The sequence below is a fragment of the Amnibacterium soli genome, from assembly GCF_039544415.1.
GTDB classification, from domain to species: Bacteria; Actinomycetota; Actinomycetes; order Actinomycetales; family Microbacteriaceae; genus Amnibacterium; species Amnibacterium soli.
In genome coordinates this window covers 108349-123161 of record NZ_BAABLP010000005.1, presented here as the reverse complement: position 1 = coordinate 123161, position 14813 = coordinate 108349, and the positions used below count along the sequence as shown (strand labels likewise).

The window sequence follows — 14813 nt, the reverse complement described above, 5'->3', positions numbered from 1 at the left end:
TGCATCAACAGGCACTTGCTGCACCGAATGCAGTCCGGGGCCGCGTCGAACGCTCTCTATCCGAGAGGCCCCGGAGCAGCGCGGGGAATCACTGACGCATCATCTTCCGCGCGTTCGACCGAGATGCGGAGAACCGGCCGAACGCGTCCTGTCGGACACGCCGCGCACCGCTTCTGCGACCGCTTCGACCCCGTCTTTCCTGGGCACCCAGCCCAGTTCCTCCCGCGCCCGATCCGTCGACATGAGCGGCACCGAGGTCGCGATGTCGATCCAGCCGGGATCGGCCGCGAGCAGCCGGAGGTGCCAGAGCAGCCAGACGAGGCCGCGGATCGGAGCGATCCGCACGGGCAGCCAGCGGCCGCCGAGCACCGACGCCACGTCCTGCGGCCCGATGACGGGCTCCGTGGCGATGTTGAACGCGCCGGAGGCGCGGCGCAGCACGACGCGGGCGAACGCGTCCGCGAGGTCGTCGGCGTGCACCACCTGGGACACCGTCCGCACGGGGATGGGGACGATCGGCAGCGGTACGCGGCCGAGCCACCGGACGGGGATGAAGGGTCCCATGAACAGCGAGCGCAGCTCGTCGCCCACGACCCCCTGCATGACGAGCCCCGGGCGGAGCCGCGCGACCACCACCTCCGGGTGGTCCGTCTCGAAGCGGTCGAGGATGCGCTCGTTGACCGCCTTGTGCCGTGCGTAGTGCGAGCTGTGCAGCCCGCCGGTCGGCCACGACTCGTCGACTCGTCGGCGCTTCGGGCCGGGGCTGTAGGCGCCCACGGACGACACGACGACCGCCTGCGGGACGCCGGCCGCGACGACCGCGGCGAGCACGTGCTTCAGGCCGTCGATGTTGGTGGCCGCCATGACCCGCTCGTCGTGGTTCGGCTGCAGCAGCCACGGCAGGTGGATCACGGCGTCCGCGCCGGCGAAGGCCGCGGTGAGCGCGGCGACGCTCGAGGGCTGCGCGACGTCGACGCCGTGCCAGGCGACGCGGTCGTAGGGCGCGGGCGCTCCCGGTGGCGGCACCTGCCGCACGACGCCGACGAGGTCGACGCCCTCCTCGTCCCTCAGTCGGCGGAGGACCGCCGTGCCGACGTTCCCGGTTGCTCCCACGATGACCACGCGCACGGCCGCCACGGTAGGTGGACGGCCTGCACGTTCAGGTCGTGCGGGGCCTGCTCCCACCCGACGCCCTGCCGGAGGAGGGCGTGCCTCCCCCGTGCCGGGACCTGCCCGGCAGGGTGCGGACCATCCGGCAGGACCGGTCCTCGGCGCTCAGTCCGCCGCCCCGGAGGCGAGGTAGTCGCGGATGCCGTCGACCACCAGGTCGTGGTCCTGCATCGAGGTCAGGCCGGAGGCGGTCGCCGCGGCGACCACGCCGGCGCCGCGGACGCGGATGGGGAACGAGCCGCCGGTGATCGCGTACTCGGGACCGAGCCAGCCCGCGGCCCGGGCGTCGACGCCCGCGTCACGGTGGCGGGCGTCGACGAGCGCGCTGCTCGTCTCCATCCGCAGGGTCAGCGCGGACTTGCGGGCGATCCACGCCTCCTGGTCCGCGGTGACGCCCGGCAGCGCCGAGCGGAACAGGATCAGCCCGGGCCGGCGGATGTCGACCGCGACCAGGTGCCCGGCCTCGAGGGCGACCTCGGTGATCCGCACCCCCAGCCGCCAGGCGTGGAAGTGGTCGAACCGGTCGAACACGAGCTCGCGCTCCTGCTGCTCGAGGGCCTGCACGTCGTCGTCCTGCGTCACGCGCGCAGTCTTCCACGGGCCCCTGATCCGGCCCCTGCGGATCGAGGAGCCGGGCCGGGAACGAGGAAAGCCGCCCCGGAGGGCGGCTTTCCTGCTGTTGCGGTGGAGCCTAGGGGATTCGAACCCCTGACCTTCTCATTGCGAACGAGACGCGCTACCAACTGCGCCAAGGCCCCGTGTTCGGTTGTCGAGGATAGCACCGACCGGGGCCCCGGCTCGAACAGGCGCGCGCTCCTAGGATCGCGGCGTGCAGAAGACCGGCGTCGACGCCCGCTTCCAGGTCCCGCTCTCCCCCCTCCCCGCCGAGGGCGCGGTGGTGCAGGGCGACCGCTTCCGGCTGACCGTGCTCGCCGACGGGCTCGTGCGGATCGAGTGGGCCGAGGACGGCGTCTTCGAGGACCGCGCCTCCACGCTCGCGCTGCACCGCGACCTGCCCGTGCCCGCGTTCCGCGTGGTGGAGGGCGACGAGGTGCTCGAGGTCATCACGGACCGGTTCCACCTCACCTACGACCGCCGGCGCCCCTCCGCGAACGGCCTCAAGGTCGATGCGCGCGGCGCGATCTCGGGCTGGCACAGCAGCTGGCGGTTCGGCGACGCGGACGCGAGCCTCGGCGGCACCGCGCGCACCCTCGACATGGCCGACGGGCGCGTGCCGCTCGGACCGGGCGTCGTCGCGCGCGGCGGCATCTCGGTGCTCGACGACTCCGCCTCCTTCCTGTTCACGGACGACGGCTGGGTCGGGGTGCGGCCGGAGGGCGACCGCTTCGACCTGTACGTCTTCGCGTTCGGGCACGACTTCGCCGGCGCGCTCGCGGCCTTCTACGCGCTCTCGGGCGGCCAGCCGCTGCTGCCCCGGTGGGCGCTCGGCAACTGGTGGAGCCGGTACCACCGCTACTCCGCCGACGAGTACCTGGCGCTGCTCGACCGGTTCGACCGCGAGGGGGTGCGGTTCAGCGTCGCCGTGATCGACATGGACTGGCACCGCGTCGACTCCGTGCCGGAGTTCGGCAGCGGCTGGACCGGGTACAGCTGGGAGCGGTCGCTGTTCCCGGACCCGGAGGGATTCCTCACGGCGCTGCACGAGCGCGGGCTGCGCATCACCCTGAACGTGCATCCGGCCGACGGCGTGCGCGGGTTCGAGGACGCGTACGCGGACATGGCGCGCGCGCTCGGGCGGGACCCGGAGGACGGGCTGCCGATCGCCTTCGACATCACCGACCCCGCGTTCCTCGAGGCGTACTTCGACGTGCTGCACCACCGCCTCGAGGACGAGGGCGTCGACTTCTGGTGGCTCGACTGGCAGCAGGGCCCCTACTCTCGCATCGCCGGCATCGACCCGCTGTGGATGCTGAACCACTTCCACTTCCTCGACTCCGGTCGCGGCGGGCGCCGGCCGCTCACGTTCTCGCGGTACGCGGGCCCCGGCAGCCACCGGTACCCCGTCGGCTTCTCGGGCGACACCGTCGTCAGCTGGGCGTCGCTCGACTTCCAGCCGGAGTTCACGGCGACCGCCTCGAACATCGGGTACGGCTGGTGGAGCCACGACGTCGGCGGTCACCTGTGGGGCACCCGCGACGACGAGCTGACGCTGCGGTGGGTGCAGCTCGGCGTCTGGTCGCCGATCCTGCGCCTCCACTCGTCGAACAACCCGTTCCTCGCGAAGGAGCCGTGGGCGTTCCCCGCGGAGACCCGCACCGCGATCGACGAGGCGCTGCGGCTGCGCGTGCGGCTCGTGCCGTACCTGCACACGATGAACCGGCGGGCGGCGGAGGAGGGCGTGCCGCTCGTGCTGCCGCTGTACTACGACGCGCCCGCCGAGGCGTCGGCGTACGCCTCCCCCAACGTCTTCCGGTTCGGCAGCGAGCTGGTCGTCGCGCCGATCACGCGGCCGCGCGACGCCGTGACGCTGCAGGGCGACGTGACCGCTTGGCTGCCGCCCGGCACCTGGATCGACGTCGCGACGACGATCGTGCACGAGGGCGGCCGGTCGGTGCGGCTGCACCGCGACGACACGGGCGTGCCCGCGCTGCTGCGCGCCGGCGGCATCCTGCCGCTCGCGGCGGAGCACGAGACCGATGCGACGGTGAACCCCGCGCACCTCGAGGTGCTGGTCGCGCCCGGCGCCGACGGCGCGTTCACGCTCGTGGAGGACGACGGGACGGGCACCGCGCCGGACACCGTGCCGACGGTGCGGACCGCGCTGCGCTGGGACCAGGCGACCGGCACCCTGCACGTCGCCGCAGCGGACGGCCCGGCCGGCGTCGTGCCGGAGACGCGCACCTGGACCGTCACGGTGCTCGGGCTGCCCGCCGGCACCGCGCTGCTCGTCGACGGCGAGGAGCGGCCGATCACCGACCAGGGCGTGGGCCGGGTGAGCATCGCCGTCACCCGCGACGCGACGGAGGCGTTCACGGTGGGCGTCGGCGCGGACCCGCAGCCCGCGACGCAGGACGTGCCGACGCGCGTGTTCGCGCTGCTGAACGCCGCACAGCACCCCTACGAGGCGAAGGCCGAGCTGTGGCGCGTCGCGAGCGCGGACCGGCCCGTCGCCTCCCGCCTCGCCGAGCTGCAGGCGCTGAACCCGCCCGAGCCGCTGCTGGCCGCCCTGACGGAGCTGCTCACCGCCCGCTGACCGGCGTCGTCGAGAGCTGTTCGCCGATCAGGGGAATCGGGAACCGATCCCCCTGATCGGCGAACAGCAGGACGCGCGGGGTCAGGCGGTGCGGCGGCGGCGCAGCACGCCGTCGAGGTCCGTGAGGACCGGGCCGCTCTCGGCCATGGCGTCGACCGCGTCGACCGGCGTGCGGTCCAGCGCGGCGACCTCCGGCGCGGTCTGCGCGGCGCGCAGCGCCTCGTCGGCGCGCTGCGCGGCGGCTCGGAGGGAGGCGGCGATCGCGATGTCGTTGCGCGGCGGGGCCGGCGTCGCCTCGGCGACCGCCTGCTCCAGGTAGCGGGGCCTCGGCAGCGGCACGGGCGTCCACGTCGGACGGGAGGGCTCGGCGCGCTGCCAGTCCGTGAAGCTGCGCTGCTCCTCCGGCACGACGACCGTCTGGTCGACTGCGGCGACGGCGCGGTGCGCGGCGGCGACCGTGCTGGCGCGCTGCAGCAGCCCGACGGCGAGGAACGAGACGACGAGCCCGGCGATCAGGAACTCCCACGGGCCGCCCGCGGCGAGGTCGGAGACGCCCCACCCGGTCAGCGTGATGCCGACGACGAGGATGTTGGTGGCGAGCACCCGCGAGCGGCGGAGGCGCGTGGCCGCGACCTCGGAGGCGGCGGCGGCGCGGACGCGCGGCTCGCGCGGCACCCGTCCAGCCTTCGCCAGCGTGCGCTCGGCCCTCGCGTCGCGCGGCCGGGCGACCGCCTCGGCACGGCGGGCGGACTCGCGCAGCGCGCGGTGCTGCTCGGCGACGCTCTTCGCCGAGACCTCGGCGCGGACCTCGTCCGGCACCTCCGCGGTCTCCGCGAGCACCCGCAGCGTCTGCTGCAGGCGCACCGCGGTGCGCTCGGTGCGCACGTACTCGCGCCGACGCAACCACGTCGGGGTCAGGTAGAGCAACCACAGCACCGCTGCGAAAGCGATGATCGCGCCGCCACCCAGGCTTGCCATGGCGTCAAGCTAGGGCCGAGGCGGTAGCACGCCCGGCAGGAGCCGTCGGCGTGTCGTGCCGGTCCGCCGCGCCCCCAGTCCGAGGGCTCGGGAGTCCGCGGATCAGGGGAAGGGCGTGGCCGCCAGTCGGCGGTCCTCCTCCGGCACGGCGGCCGCGTCGGTCGGCACGCGGCCCTCCTGCCAGCGCCGCAGGACCCCCTCCGGCACCTCCTCCGTCACGAGGCCGAAGCAGTAGTGGTCGCGCCAGTCGCCGTTGATGTGGATGTACCGGCGCTTCAGGCCCTCGTAGCGGAAGCCGAGCTTCTCGACGACCCGCAGCGACTTCGCGTTCTCGGGCCGGATGCAGATCTCCATCCGGTGCAGCCCGAGCGACTGGAAGCAGTGGTCCGTCGCGAGCGCCACGGCGGTCGGGGTCGCGCTCGCGCCCGCGAACCGCTCGGCGATCCAGTACCCGATCGTCGCGGAGGACAGCGAGCCGTACGCGATCGACGTGACGTTCAGCTGGCCGGCGAGCTCGCCGTCGACCTCGATGACGAACGGCAGCCCCTGGCCGGAGCGGGCGTTCTGCTGCAGCGCGCGGATGCTCGCGCGGGTGTCGAAGCCGACCGAGCCGCGGGGGCTGGTCGCCTCCCACTCGCGCATCCACGCGCGCCCCTCCACGAGCTCGCGCTCCATGGAGCGGGCGTCGCGGAGGCGGATGGGACGGATGCCGACCCTGCCGGAGCGCAGGGTGGGGACGGGCACGACCACGTGCTCAGTCGAGGCCGGCGGCGAACTCGCGCAGCCACGGCCGCAGCTCGGGGCCGAGGTCGTCGCGGTCGGTCGCGAGCTGCAGGATCGCCTTGATGTAGTCGATCTTGTCGCCGGTGTCGTAGCGGCGGCCGCGGAAGACGACGCCGTAGACGCCGCCGGTCCACGCGGCGCCGGCCATCTCCTCCAGCGCGTCGGTCAGCTGGATCTCGCCGCCCTTGCCGGGCTTCGTGTGCTCGAGGATCGGGAAGATCTCGGGCTTCAGCACGTAGCGGCCGATGATCGCGTAGTTGGAGGGCGCGTTCTCCTTGGAGGGCTTCTCCACGAGGCCGGTGATCCGCACCACGTCGTCCTCGTCGGTCGTCTCGACCTTCGCGGCGCCGTACAGGTGGATCTGGTCGGGGTCGACCTCCATCAGCGCGACGACCGAGGCGTTGCGCTTGCCCGACTCGTCGATCATCCGCTGCAGCAGCGGGTCGCGGGCGTCGATCAGGTCGTCGCCGAGCAGCACCGCGAACGGCTCGTGCCCGACGTGCATGCGCGCCTGCAGCACGGCGTGGCCGAGACCGCGCGGGTCGCCCTGGCGGAAGTAGTGGATGTCGGCGATGTTCGTCGACTCGCGGACGCGCTGGAGCTTCGCGTGGTCGCCCTTGTTCTCGAGCGTCGCCTCCAGCTCGTAGACCCGGTCGAAATGGTTCTCGAGCGCGTACTTGTTGCGACCGGTGACCATGAGCACGTCGTTGAGCCCGGCGGCGACCGCCTCCTCGACCACGTACTGGATCGCGGGCTTGTCGACGACCGGCAGCATCTCCTTCGGCATGGCCTTCGTCGCCGGGAGGAAGCGGGTGCCGAGGCCGGCCGCCGGGATCACGGCCTTGGTGATGTGGTACGCCATGGGGTCAGGGTATCCGCCCGCACTTCCTAGAATCGGGCCATGACGGGCGACCTCGCACCCCAGAAGCGGGCACTGCGTGCCGAGCTGCGTGAGCGACGGCACAACCTGACCCGCGACGAACGGTCCGCGGCGAGCGATGGGATCACCGAGCAGCTGGTCGCGCTGACCCGCGCGACCGGGGCGAAGCAGGTGTCCTGCTACCTCTCCGCGGTCGACGAGCCGAACACGCGGCCGTTCGCGAACTGGGCGCGCGCCGAGGGGATCCGGGTGCTGTTCCCGATCAGCCGCACCGACGGCCTGCTCGACTGGACGACCGCGACGGACGAGGAGGAGGAGACGCTCGGCATCGCCGGCGTGCCCGAGCCCCTCGGCGAGCTGCTCGGCCCGATCGCGATCAACGACGTCGACCTGATCGTCGTGCCTGCCGCCTCGGTGGACCGCACCGGGATGCGCCTCGGCTGGGGCCGCGGCTACTACGACAAGACGCTCGGGTCCATGGAGCGGTGCCCTCCGGTGTACGCGGTAATCTTCGACTCGGAGCTCGTGGACGAGGTGCCCAGGGAACGTCACGACCAGGCCGTCGACGGCGTCGTGACCCCGACGAGGACCGTGGAGTTCTCGACCCGCTCCGCCCGCCACCGGAGGATCTGAGGCCCCATGCCCGTCTACGCCTACAAGTGCCGCGACTGCGGCACCCCGCTCGAGGTCCACCAGGAGTTCAGCGACGCCCCGCTCACCGAGTGCCCCGTCTGCGGCGGCGCGCTGCGCAAGCAGTACGGCTCGATCGGCGTGACGTTCAACGGCTCCGGCTTCTACCGGAACGACTCGCGCGCGGGCTCCACCTCCAGCGACGGCGCCAAGACATCCGGCGACGGCGGCAAGAGCGACTCGTCGTCCTCCTCCGCGCCGAAGGGCGACGGCGGCGCGAAGCCGGCCGCGAAGTCGGACGGCGGCGCGAAGCCCGCGTCGACCCCGTCGACCTCCTCCTGACCGTTACACGCCGTTCACAGGCGTCGGTCGGCCGCCTGCTAGACAGGAGGGCATGAAGGGTTTCAAAGAGTTCATCCTGCGCGGCAACGTCATCGACCTCGCCGTCGCGGTGGTGATCGGCGCCGCGTTCACGGCGCTCGTCACCTCTGTCGTGACCAACATCTTCAGCCCGATCATCAGCGCGATCTTCCGGGCGAACAGCTTCGACAAGCTCTGGGTCGTGTCGATCCCGCTGACGGCCGGCACGGCGGACATCAAGTTCGGGGCCGTCGTCGGGGCGATCATCAACTTCGTCATCATCGCGGCGGTCGTCTACTTCGTCTTCGTGCTGCCGATCAACGCGATGATGAAGCGCGCGTTCCAGCAGCCCGCCGAGCCGACCGCCGACGTGCCGGCTCCCCCGACGGAGCTGGACCTGCTCGCGCAGATCCGCGACCTGCTCCAGGGCGACCAGCAGGTCGGCGACAAGCGCATCATCCGCCAGGACTGATGTCCATCGATCAGGGGGATCGGCGGTCCGATCCCCCTGATCGGTCGACGTCAGGAGCCGGTCAGCCCCAGTGGGGCGGCTTGTCGGCGCGGAGGCGGGCGTCGTTCGCCGTGTCCGGCGCGAGGGCGGCGTCGCCCCAGGCGGCGGGCTCGTCCTCCGCGGCGCGCTCCCCCGCCGACGGCGTCGGGTCGGAGCCCGGTACCGGCTGCGTGCGCACCCGGCGGTGCCGGCGCGGCTCGGTCAGGTGCGGACCTCGACGATCGGGATCGTCGTCGTCAGCGGAGTGGGCTCGCGGGCCGAGGGCGATCGCGATGCGCTGGGCGATCATGTCCGGGTCGCTGAACAGGTCGAAGCTGTGGACCCGGAGGTAGTGCCAGCCGAGCCGCTTCAGCATCTCGGGTCGCAGGCGCAGGCCCTGGCGCAGACTGCTGCCCTGCAGCGCCGCGTCCGTCTCGACGGTGATCGCGCGGGCGCCGTGGGAGGCGACCAGCCCGAGCTTGTCGTGGTACCCGAGCGACGCCGTCATGCCGAGCGCCCGGAGGCGGCGGGCGAGGTCGACGAGCATCGCGTCGCGGTCGTCGTCGATCTCCTCGTCCGAGATGCGCCCCTCCGCGTCGGCGAGCAGCCGCCGCAGGGCGAGCACGCCCGCGGGCATCCGGTCGCCGTCGAGGTCGGCCGGCCGGAAGCACGAGACGATCGCGAGCGAGCGGCGGGCGCGCGTGACGGCCGCCGCGAGCAGGCGCTCCCCGCCGGGCCGTGCGAGCGGCCCGAGCTGCGACAGCGTGCGGCCGTGCGGCGTGCGGCCGAACCCGACCGACAGGATGACGCGGTCGCGGCTGTGGCCGACCGCCTCCGCGAGCGTCACGACGATGAACGGCTCGGCCTGGTCGCGGGTGAAGAACTCGGTGACGTCGCCGCGGCGCACGAGCGCCTTCATCACCGCCTGCTGCACCTTGATCGCGTGCTTCGCGCTGCCGGAGATCACCATCAGCGACTCCCGCGGGCGGGTGGCGGCGTGGTCGAGCACCCGCTCCACCACGCGCTGGACCTCGGGCTCCGTCGCCTCGACCGTGCCGGTCTCCGCGTCGGGCAGCCCGTGGCCGTTGTCGACGTAGTCGAGCACGAGGCTGCCGTGCCCGAGGAAGGTGCCGGCCCAGGGCACGCTGACGATGCGGCCGTCGTAGAAGCGGCGGTTCACGAGCTCCGCCAGGTCCTCGCCGCCCGCCCGGTAGCTCGTGCGCAGCTCGACGGTCGGCACGAGGTCCGCGATGCGCTGGAAGACGCTGTCCGCCTGGCGCTCGTCGAGGCGCTTCTGCGTCTCCTGCTCGTGCTCCGTCTCGCGCACCGCGATGTCGAACGGCATGGGCGTCTGCGTGACCGGGTCGCCGAACACGACGACCTGCTTCGCGCGCCGGATCGCGCCGAGCCCCTCCGCGAAGGACAGGGCGCCCGCGTCGACGACGAAGACGGCGTCGAACACCACGTCGCCCAGGGTGTGCACCTCGTACGGCGACGCGAGCCAGACCGGGGAGAGCAGCTTGATCAGGTGCGGCGCCTCGCGGTGCAGCACCTGGAAGTCGTCGACCTTCTTCTGGAGCAGCTGCCGCAGCGCCTCCGCCTCCGCACCGCGGTCGGCGAGCGCGAGCCGCCAGGCGTCCGCGAGCTGCCACGCGAGCCGCTTGGCGTTCGCGCCGGCGTGGGCCTCGTCGACGAGGCGGAAGTCCTGCTCGAGCCGGTCGAGCACGGTCGTGTTGGCGCCGAGCAGCGCCGGGTCCTCGGCCAGCAGCCGCTCGAGCACGCTCTTCCACCACGCGAGCTCGAGCTCGGCGCCGACCCGCTCCGGCGGCACGTGCCGACCGGCGAGGTCCTCGAGCAGCGGCGCCAGGTCCTGCGCCTTGAGGCGGGCCATCACGGTCTGCCGGTCCTGCAGGTTCTCGAGCACGTCGGAGTCGGCGGCGAGCGCGGCGAGGCGGTCGCCGAGGCCGTCGATCGGCTCCTGCAGCAGCGAGTCGGGCGTGCCGGTGAGCCCGAGCGGCTCGTCGAGCGCGGCGAGGTCGGCGGCGACCGCCGAGTGCTCGGTCCACAGGTCGGTGATGCCGGCGGGCACGTCGGGCGTCTGCCCGGCCGTGACGAAGCGCTGGTGCAGCACCCGCTGCTGCTGGATCCGCTGCAGCCAGTCGTGCAGGTCGGCGACGTGCACGCCGGGGCGCAGGTACTCCTTCGCCAGGCGCTTGAGGCGCCGACGGTTCACGGAGGACATCTCGCTGGAGTCGCGGCGCGGCCCGGTCGCGAGGATCAGCTCGCCCAGCGAGCGGTCGAACACCGCGGGCTGGAACTTGTCGAGCGTCTCGCGGATGTCGAGCAGCAGCCGGAGGTAGACGCCGAGCTCGGCGACGGTGCCGAACGGCCGGAACCGGCTGCCGGCGATGAGCTGGTCGGCGCGCTCGAGCAGGCGCGGCACCTCGGTGGCCGACAGCCGCTTGGCGAGCGCGTGCGCCTGGGCGGCGCCCTGCCCGTCGGCGAAGACGGCCCCGTACCAGGGCGAGTCCAGCGGGCCGACGCGGAACTCGCCGAGCGCGGCCGCGTGCAGCAGGTCCTGCTGGACGGCGCCCCGGTCCATCGCGAGCGCCTCCATCGCGCGGGTCGACAGGCGGGCCGTCGTCGCGGGCGGGCTGGGCAGCAGGGCCAGGCGGGACAGCTCGCCGAGCGCGTCGAGCACGCTCACGCGCAGCACCGGGTCGCGCCGGCCGAGCGCGGCGCGGTAGTCGAGCAGCACGGAGCGGAGGCGGGTCAGGGCCTCGTCGACCTCGCCCGTCTCGGCGGCCTCGGCCCGCTCGTTGCGGGTGATCGCCTGGATCAGGTCGCGGCGCGCGGAGCGGCCGGACGCGGTGAGCCCCGGCAGCCCGATGTCGGCCAGCCGGCCGGCGACCGCGCGCAGCGTCGCGTGGCGCGGGCTGACCACGAGCACGCGCTTGTGCTGCGCGACGAGCGAGCCGATCGCGTTCACGATCGTCTGCGTCGCGCCCGTGCCGGGCAGCGCGTGCACGGCGAGGTGGTGCCCGGCGGCGATCTCCGCGACGGCCTGCTCCTGCTCGGGGTCCGCGTCGAGCAGCGCGCCGTCGAGCGTCGGCGGCCGCTGGTCCTGCGGGATCACCTCCACCCGCTCCGTCGCACCCGTGATCCGGGCCACGGCGGTCGGGTTGCCGGCGACCGCGTCGATGACGGGGTGCGAGAGGTCGCGCGCGTCGGCGAGCAGGGCCGCGCCGACCTCGCCGAAGGAGGAGATCAGCAGCCGGGGCTGCACGCTGAAGCGCTGCAGGTGGCCGGTCAGCTCGCGCAGGCGGTCGATGACCGGCTGCGGCTTGAACGCGCCGGCCTGCAGCGCGAGCGCGACGAACGCCGCGGGGTCGAGCTCGATGTCGTACTGCTCGCGCATCGCCGCGACGAGGCCGGGGTTCAGCTGCAGCGAGCCCTTCAGCCGCAGCTCGAAGTCGCGGCCGTAGCGGCGGATCGCGAGCGGGCGCAGCAGCACCGGCCCGCGGAAGTCCTGCTTCTCGAACCGCCACTCGGCGAGCCCGATCGCGAGGTGCATGCCGTCGAGGCCGCGGGTGGCGGCGAGCTCGACGGCCTTCGCGGTGAGCGTGGAGGCCGCCGCGCTGGCGGTGCGGAAGGCGAGGTCGTCGCGGATCAGGTTCGACAGCAGCGTCGTCTTGCCCGTGATGAACTGCGCGAGGCCGGAGGGGTGCGTCGTCGACAGCTCGATGCGGGTGCGCACCGAGTCCTCGAAGCGGATGAGGGGCGAGATGCCGCCGACCTGCTCGAGCTCGTCCCGCCACCGGTCCCAGGCGCCGACCGCGCTGTTCACCGGGGTGAAGCGGGGGTCGCCGACGCTCAGGGCGTTCGGCGCGGTGGCGAGCCCCGTGCCGGTCGCGACGCGGGGCGCGGGGGCCTGCTCGGCCTCCCTCTCCTCCTCGGCATGCAGCACGCCGCCACTGTAAGTCGGGGTGCGCCCGCCTCATCACCGCCACGCCGCGGCGTGGCGCGCGAGGAAACGGGAGCGGCGCGGGGACACTGATCGGTCCCCGCGCCGCCCCTGCTCCTCGGTCAGCGCACGAGGTGGATCTGGCCCGTCCCCTTCCCGCCGAGCACCGCGGGAGCGGCGAGGTGCTCGCGCTCGTCGCCGACGGCCGCACGAACCGCGACATCGCGGACGCGCTCTGCATCGAGGCCCGCACGGTCGAGGAGCAGGTGGAGCACATCCGCGCCGAGCTCGGCGCCCGCAGCCGCACCGAGGCCGCCGCCCGCTGGCCCGCGCGACCGCCTGGGCGCTGCGCGCGCTGCCGCCGACGGACGCGACCGGCGCCTCAGTGCACCGGCGTGCCCTGGTGGAAGCGGAGGCGCCACTCCCCCTCGATCCGCTGCCACAGCGAGCTGCGGTTGGCGACGAGCGTCACGCCGTCGTCGGGGTACGCGGTCTCGCTGCGGTAGGTGAGGAGCGCGACGTCCGGCCCGAGGTCGCGGATGCGCAGCCCGGGCAGCGGCAGCACGGTCTCGAACGCCTCCGGGTCCGCCGCGATCGACGCCTCCCGCGACCAGTGCCTGCCGGACCGGCCGAACTCGTCGAAGTCGTCGGCGTAGACGCGGGCGAGGTGGGCCCGGTCGAACCGCGTCGCGGGCCTCCAGAGCGATTCCTCGAGCGCGGTCAGGCGGGCGGCGTCGTCTGCATCCACGGCTCTACACTGCTCCAGAACGCGCTTGGCCCGCCTCTGTAGCTCAATGGAAGAGCAGTTCCGTCCTAAGGAAACGGTTGGGGGTTCGAATCCCTCCAGGGGCACCGTTCTTCATGCCCGGTTCTGCCGCGTAGTTCCGGGGATCGCGGGTTCCGGCAGACCTCTGGAAACCGGCTCGTGACTGCGTTTTGACTGCAACTGCAGCCGTTCTTGCGTGATCGAGGGCCCCTGCAACGTCGTTCAGATCGTCTTCGAACAGGTCCGCGTACGTATCCAGCGTCATCGCCGCGGAGGCATGGCCGAGCATGCGCTGCACTGCTTTGACGTTCGCGCCGGCGGAGATCGCGAGGCTCGCAGCGGTGTGCCGGAGGTCGTGCAGGGTGAGCCGGGCCGGGAACGTCGAGTCGGCTTGCACGCACCGGTTCCGCGCTCCGGCGAACCAGCCGTCCCGGTGGGTGGGCGTAGGCAGGTACTCGGTGCCGGCGCCGAAGACGAGGTCACCAGGCGCCTTGCCCGCACACTCCACCTGCAGGCTCGCCGCGAGGAAGTGCGGGAAGGCGACGCTGCGCGAGACGTGGCTCTTGGGCGTGCCGGGGATGATGTGACCGGCGACGTTGACTGCGTTCGCCCGAACGACGATGCGCTCTCGAGCGAAGTCGACCGAGTCCAGCCGCAGGGCGACGGCCTCGCCCCACCTCAGGCCGGTATAGGCCAGCAGGAGCACGAGGGCACGATGTTCGCGCGCCTCCCGAGCGAGCAACTCGACCTGGGTATGCGTGAGGTAGCTGCGGTGCTTTCGCCCTTTTCGAGGAAGCGCGGCGCCCCGCGTCGGGTTGAGACCGAGCTGCCGGTCGTTCACCGCGCGCTCGAGGATTCCCGACAGCACGCCGTGCGCCCGGATCACGACGGTCGCGCTCCGACGGCGGGTGAGGCCTGCCACCCAGTCCTGCACCTCGCTCGGCGCGATCGAGCCGATCTGCCTCGCGCCCCAGACCGGCTCGACGTGGATGCGCCAAGCAGCCGCGAGCACGGCGTACGAGGACGGCTTCAGATGCGCCTTCGCCGCGAGCCACGCCGGGCCGAGCTCGCCGACCGTCGCGCGGGCAGCGCGCTCGTCGATCCAGGTGCCACCGGCGATCCGAAGCTCCGCCTGAGCGAGATACAGCTGTGCATCCTTCTTGGTCCGGAATCCCCGCTTCGTGGTCGTCGACCGGTCCGGCCTCCGGTACTGCACCTTGTACCGACGCCCCGCCGACGTCTCATACGACTCGACACTGCCCATCAATGCCTCCCAGTTCGTCCCGCCGCACTGTCAGTCCTCCCGCCGACATCGCGCATTCATCACCCGCGCACTCTTCCCCCGTCGCCCGCCCGCTCCGCATCCCACGTGTCGCCCGCTCACAACTTTGCTCCGTTCTCACCCCTTGCCCCATGCCCTTCCCTCCCGTCCTGCTTCTGCACCGGCCCTCCCTGTCTTGCCCTGTCCTGGTCTGCCACCTGTACTTCTGAACCACCCTCAGTCAGCAACGCTTTTCTGCTGAGTGAGGGTGGTTCAGGAGCCGCGACCGCGGAGGTGGCAGGCCAGGACAGGGCAAG

The 14813-nt window shown here is 73.0% G+C and carries 12 protein-coding genes, 2 tRNA genes and 2 pseudogenes; 6 read left to right on the top strand and 10 right to left on the bottom strand.

Translation table 11 applies throughout. The features are described 5' to 3' along the window. Positions 1-99 precede the first annotated feature (99 nt). The 3 genes from ABEA53_RS12845 to ABEA53_RS12835 form a co-directional block, all read right to left on the bottom strand. Positions 100-1128, bottom strand: coding sequence for an NAD-dependent epimerase/dehydratase family protein (locus ABEA53_RS12845; RefSeq protein WP_345481623.1), 1029 nt, complete (start codon positions 1126-1128; stop codon positions 100-102). A gap of 147 nt (positions 1129-1275) precedes the next feature. Beyond that, on the bottom strand, positions 1276-1752 hold the full coding sequence (locus ABEA53_RS12840; protein ID WP_345481622.1) for a heme-degrading domain-containing protein: 477 nt from the start codon (positions 1750-1752) through the stop codon (positions 1276-1278). A gap of 103 nt (positions 1753-1855) precedes the next feature. Then, a tRNA-Ala gene (locus ABEA53_RS12835) sits at positions 1856-1928 on the bottom strand. A 71-nt stretch (positions 1929-1999) separates the two neighbouring features. On the opposite strand from ABEA53_RS12835, the gene ABEA53_RS12830 reads away from it, so the two are divergent. Next, positions 2000-4384, top strand: a complete 2385-nt coding sequence (locus tag ABEA53_RS12830) for a glycoside hydrolase family 31 protein (RefSeq protein WP_345481620.1) — start codon at positions 2000-2002, stop codon at positions 4382-4384. Between the two features lie 81 nt (positions 4385-4465). Here the strand turns inward: ABEA53_RS12830 and ABEA53_RS12825 are convergent, their stop codons facing one another. From ABEA53_RS12825 to galU, 3 genes are all read right to left on the bottom strand, one after another. Then, positions 4466-5362 carry a hypothetical protein gene (locus ABEA53_RS12825; RefSeq protein ID WP_345481619.1) on the bottom strand — a complete coding sequence of 299 codons (897 nt, stop codon included), beginning with the start codon at positions 5360-5362 and terminating at the stop codon, positions 4466-4468. A 102-nt stretch (positions 5363-5464) separates the two neighbouring features. Further along, positions 5465-6112, bottom strand: a complete 648-nt coding sequence (locus ABEA53_RS12820; protein ID WP_345481617.1) for a GNAT family N-acetyltransferase — start codon at positions 6110-6112, stop codon at positions 5465-5467. A 4-nt stretch (positions 6113-6116) separates the two neighbouring features. After that, complete coding sequence (gene galU / locus ABEA53_RS12815; protein ID WP_345481616.1) at positions 6117-7007, bottom strand: UTP--glucose-1-phosphate uridylyltransferase GalU; 891 nt, start codon at positions 7005-7007, stop codon at positions 6117-6119. Positions 7008-7046: 39 nt separating this feature from the next. Here galU and ABEA53_RS12810 point away from each other — a divergent pair, with 39 nt between their 5' ends. Genes ABEA53_RS12810 through mscL form a run of 3 tightly spaced genes read left to right on the top strand, consistent with a single transcriptional unit; the run spans position 7047 to position 8487 of the window. After that, on the top strand, positions 7047-7658 hold the full coding sequence (locus tag ABEA53_RS12810; RefSeq protein WP_345481615.1) for a 5-formyltetrahydrofolate cyclo-ligase: 612 nt from the start codon (positions 7047-7049) through the stop codon (positions 7656-7658). A 6-nt stretch (positions 7659-7664) separates the two neighbouring features. Then, on the top strand, positions 7665-7997 hold the full coding sequence (locus ABEA53_RS12805) for an FmdB family zinc ribbon protein (protein ID WP_345481614.1): 333 nt from the start codon (positions 7665-7667) through the stop codon (positions 7995-7997). 52 nt (positions 7998-8049) lie between these two features. Further along, positions 8050-8487 carry a large conductance mechanosensitive channel protein MscL gene (mscL, locus tag ABEA53_RS12800; RefSeq protein ID WP_345481613.1) on the top strand — a complete coding sequence of 146 codons (438 nt, stop codon included), beginning with the start codon at positions 8050-8052 and terminating at the stop codon, positions 8485-8487. A 61-nt stretch (positions 8488-8548) separates the two neighbouring features. Here the strand turns inward: mscL and ABEA53_RS12795 are convergent, their stop codons facing one another. Further along, complete coding sequence (locus tag ABEA53_RS12795) at positions 8549-12382, bottom strand: AAA family ATPase (protein WP_425550633.1); 3834 nt, start codon at positions 12380-12382, stop codon at positions 8549-8551. 209 nt (positions 12383-12591) lie between these two features. Next, positions 12592-12744, bottom strand: coding sequence for a hypothetical protein (locus tag ABEA53_RS12790; RefSeq protein WP_345481611.1), 153 nt, complete (start codon positions 12742-12744; stop codon positions 12592-12594). On the opposite strand from ABEA53_RS12790, the gene ABEA53_RS16945 reads away from it, so the two are divergent. Continuing rightward, on the top strand, positions 12691-12975 hold the full coding sequence (locus ABEA53_RS16945; RefSeq protein ID WP_425550632.1) for a helix-turn-helix domain-containing protein: 285 nt from the start codon (positions 12691-12693) through the stop codon (positions 12973-12975). The two genes, ABEA53_RS12790 and ABEA53_RS16945, sit on opposite strands and share 54 nt — an antisense overlap. On the opposite strand, the pseudogene ABEA53_RS12785 reads toward ABEA53_RS16945, so the two are convergent. After that, a pseudogene (locus tag ABEA53_RS12785) lies at positions 12894-13217 on the bottom strand (nuclear transport factor 2 family protein); the annotation flags it as partial. The gene ABEA53_RS16945 and the pseudogene ABEA53_RS12785 overlap by 82 nt on opposite strands. Before the next feature lie 32 nt (positions 13218-13249). On the opposite strand from ABEA53_RS12785, the gene ABEA53_RS12780 reads away from it, so the two are divergent. Next, positions 13250-13321 (top strand) — tRNA-Arg (locus tag ABEA53_RS12780). A 109-nt stretch (positions 13322-13430) separates the two neighbouring features. Here the strand turns inward: ABEA53_RS12780 and ABEA53_RS12775 are convergent. Continuing rightward, positions 13431-14499, bottom strand: a pseudogene (locus ABEA53_RS12775) (site-specific integrase); the annotation flags it as partial. Positions 14500-14813: the final 314 nt, after the last annotated feature.

Excerpts from the sequence above, each read along its gene's own strand:
- ABEA53_RS12825 (WP_345481619.1), bottom strand. The coding sequence starts at position 5,362 with ATGGCAAGCCTGGGTGGCGGCGCGATCATCGCTTTCGCAGCGGTGCTG.
- galU (WP_345481616.1), bottom strand. The coding sequence starts at position 7,007 with ATGGCGTACCACATCACCAAGGCCGTGATCCCGGCGGCCGGCCTCGGC.
- ABEA53_RS12810 (WP_345481615.1), top strand. The coding sequence starts at position 7,047 with ATGACGGGCGACCTCGCACCCCAGAAGCGGGCACTGCGTGCCGAGCTG.
- ABEA53_RS12805 (WP_345481614.1), top strand. The coding sequence starts at position 7,665 with ATGCCCGTCTACGCCTACAAGTGCCGCGACTGCGGCACCCCGCTCGAG.
- mscL (WP_345481613.1), top strand. The coding sequence starts at position 8,050 with ATGAAGGGTTTCAAAGAGTTCATCCTGCGCGGCAACGTCATCGACCTC.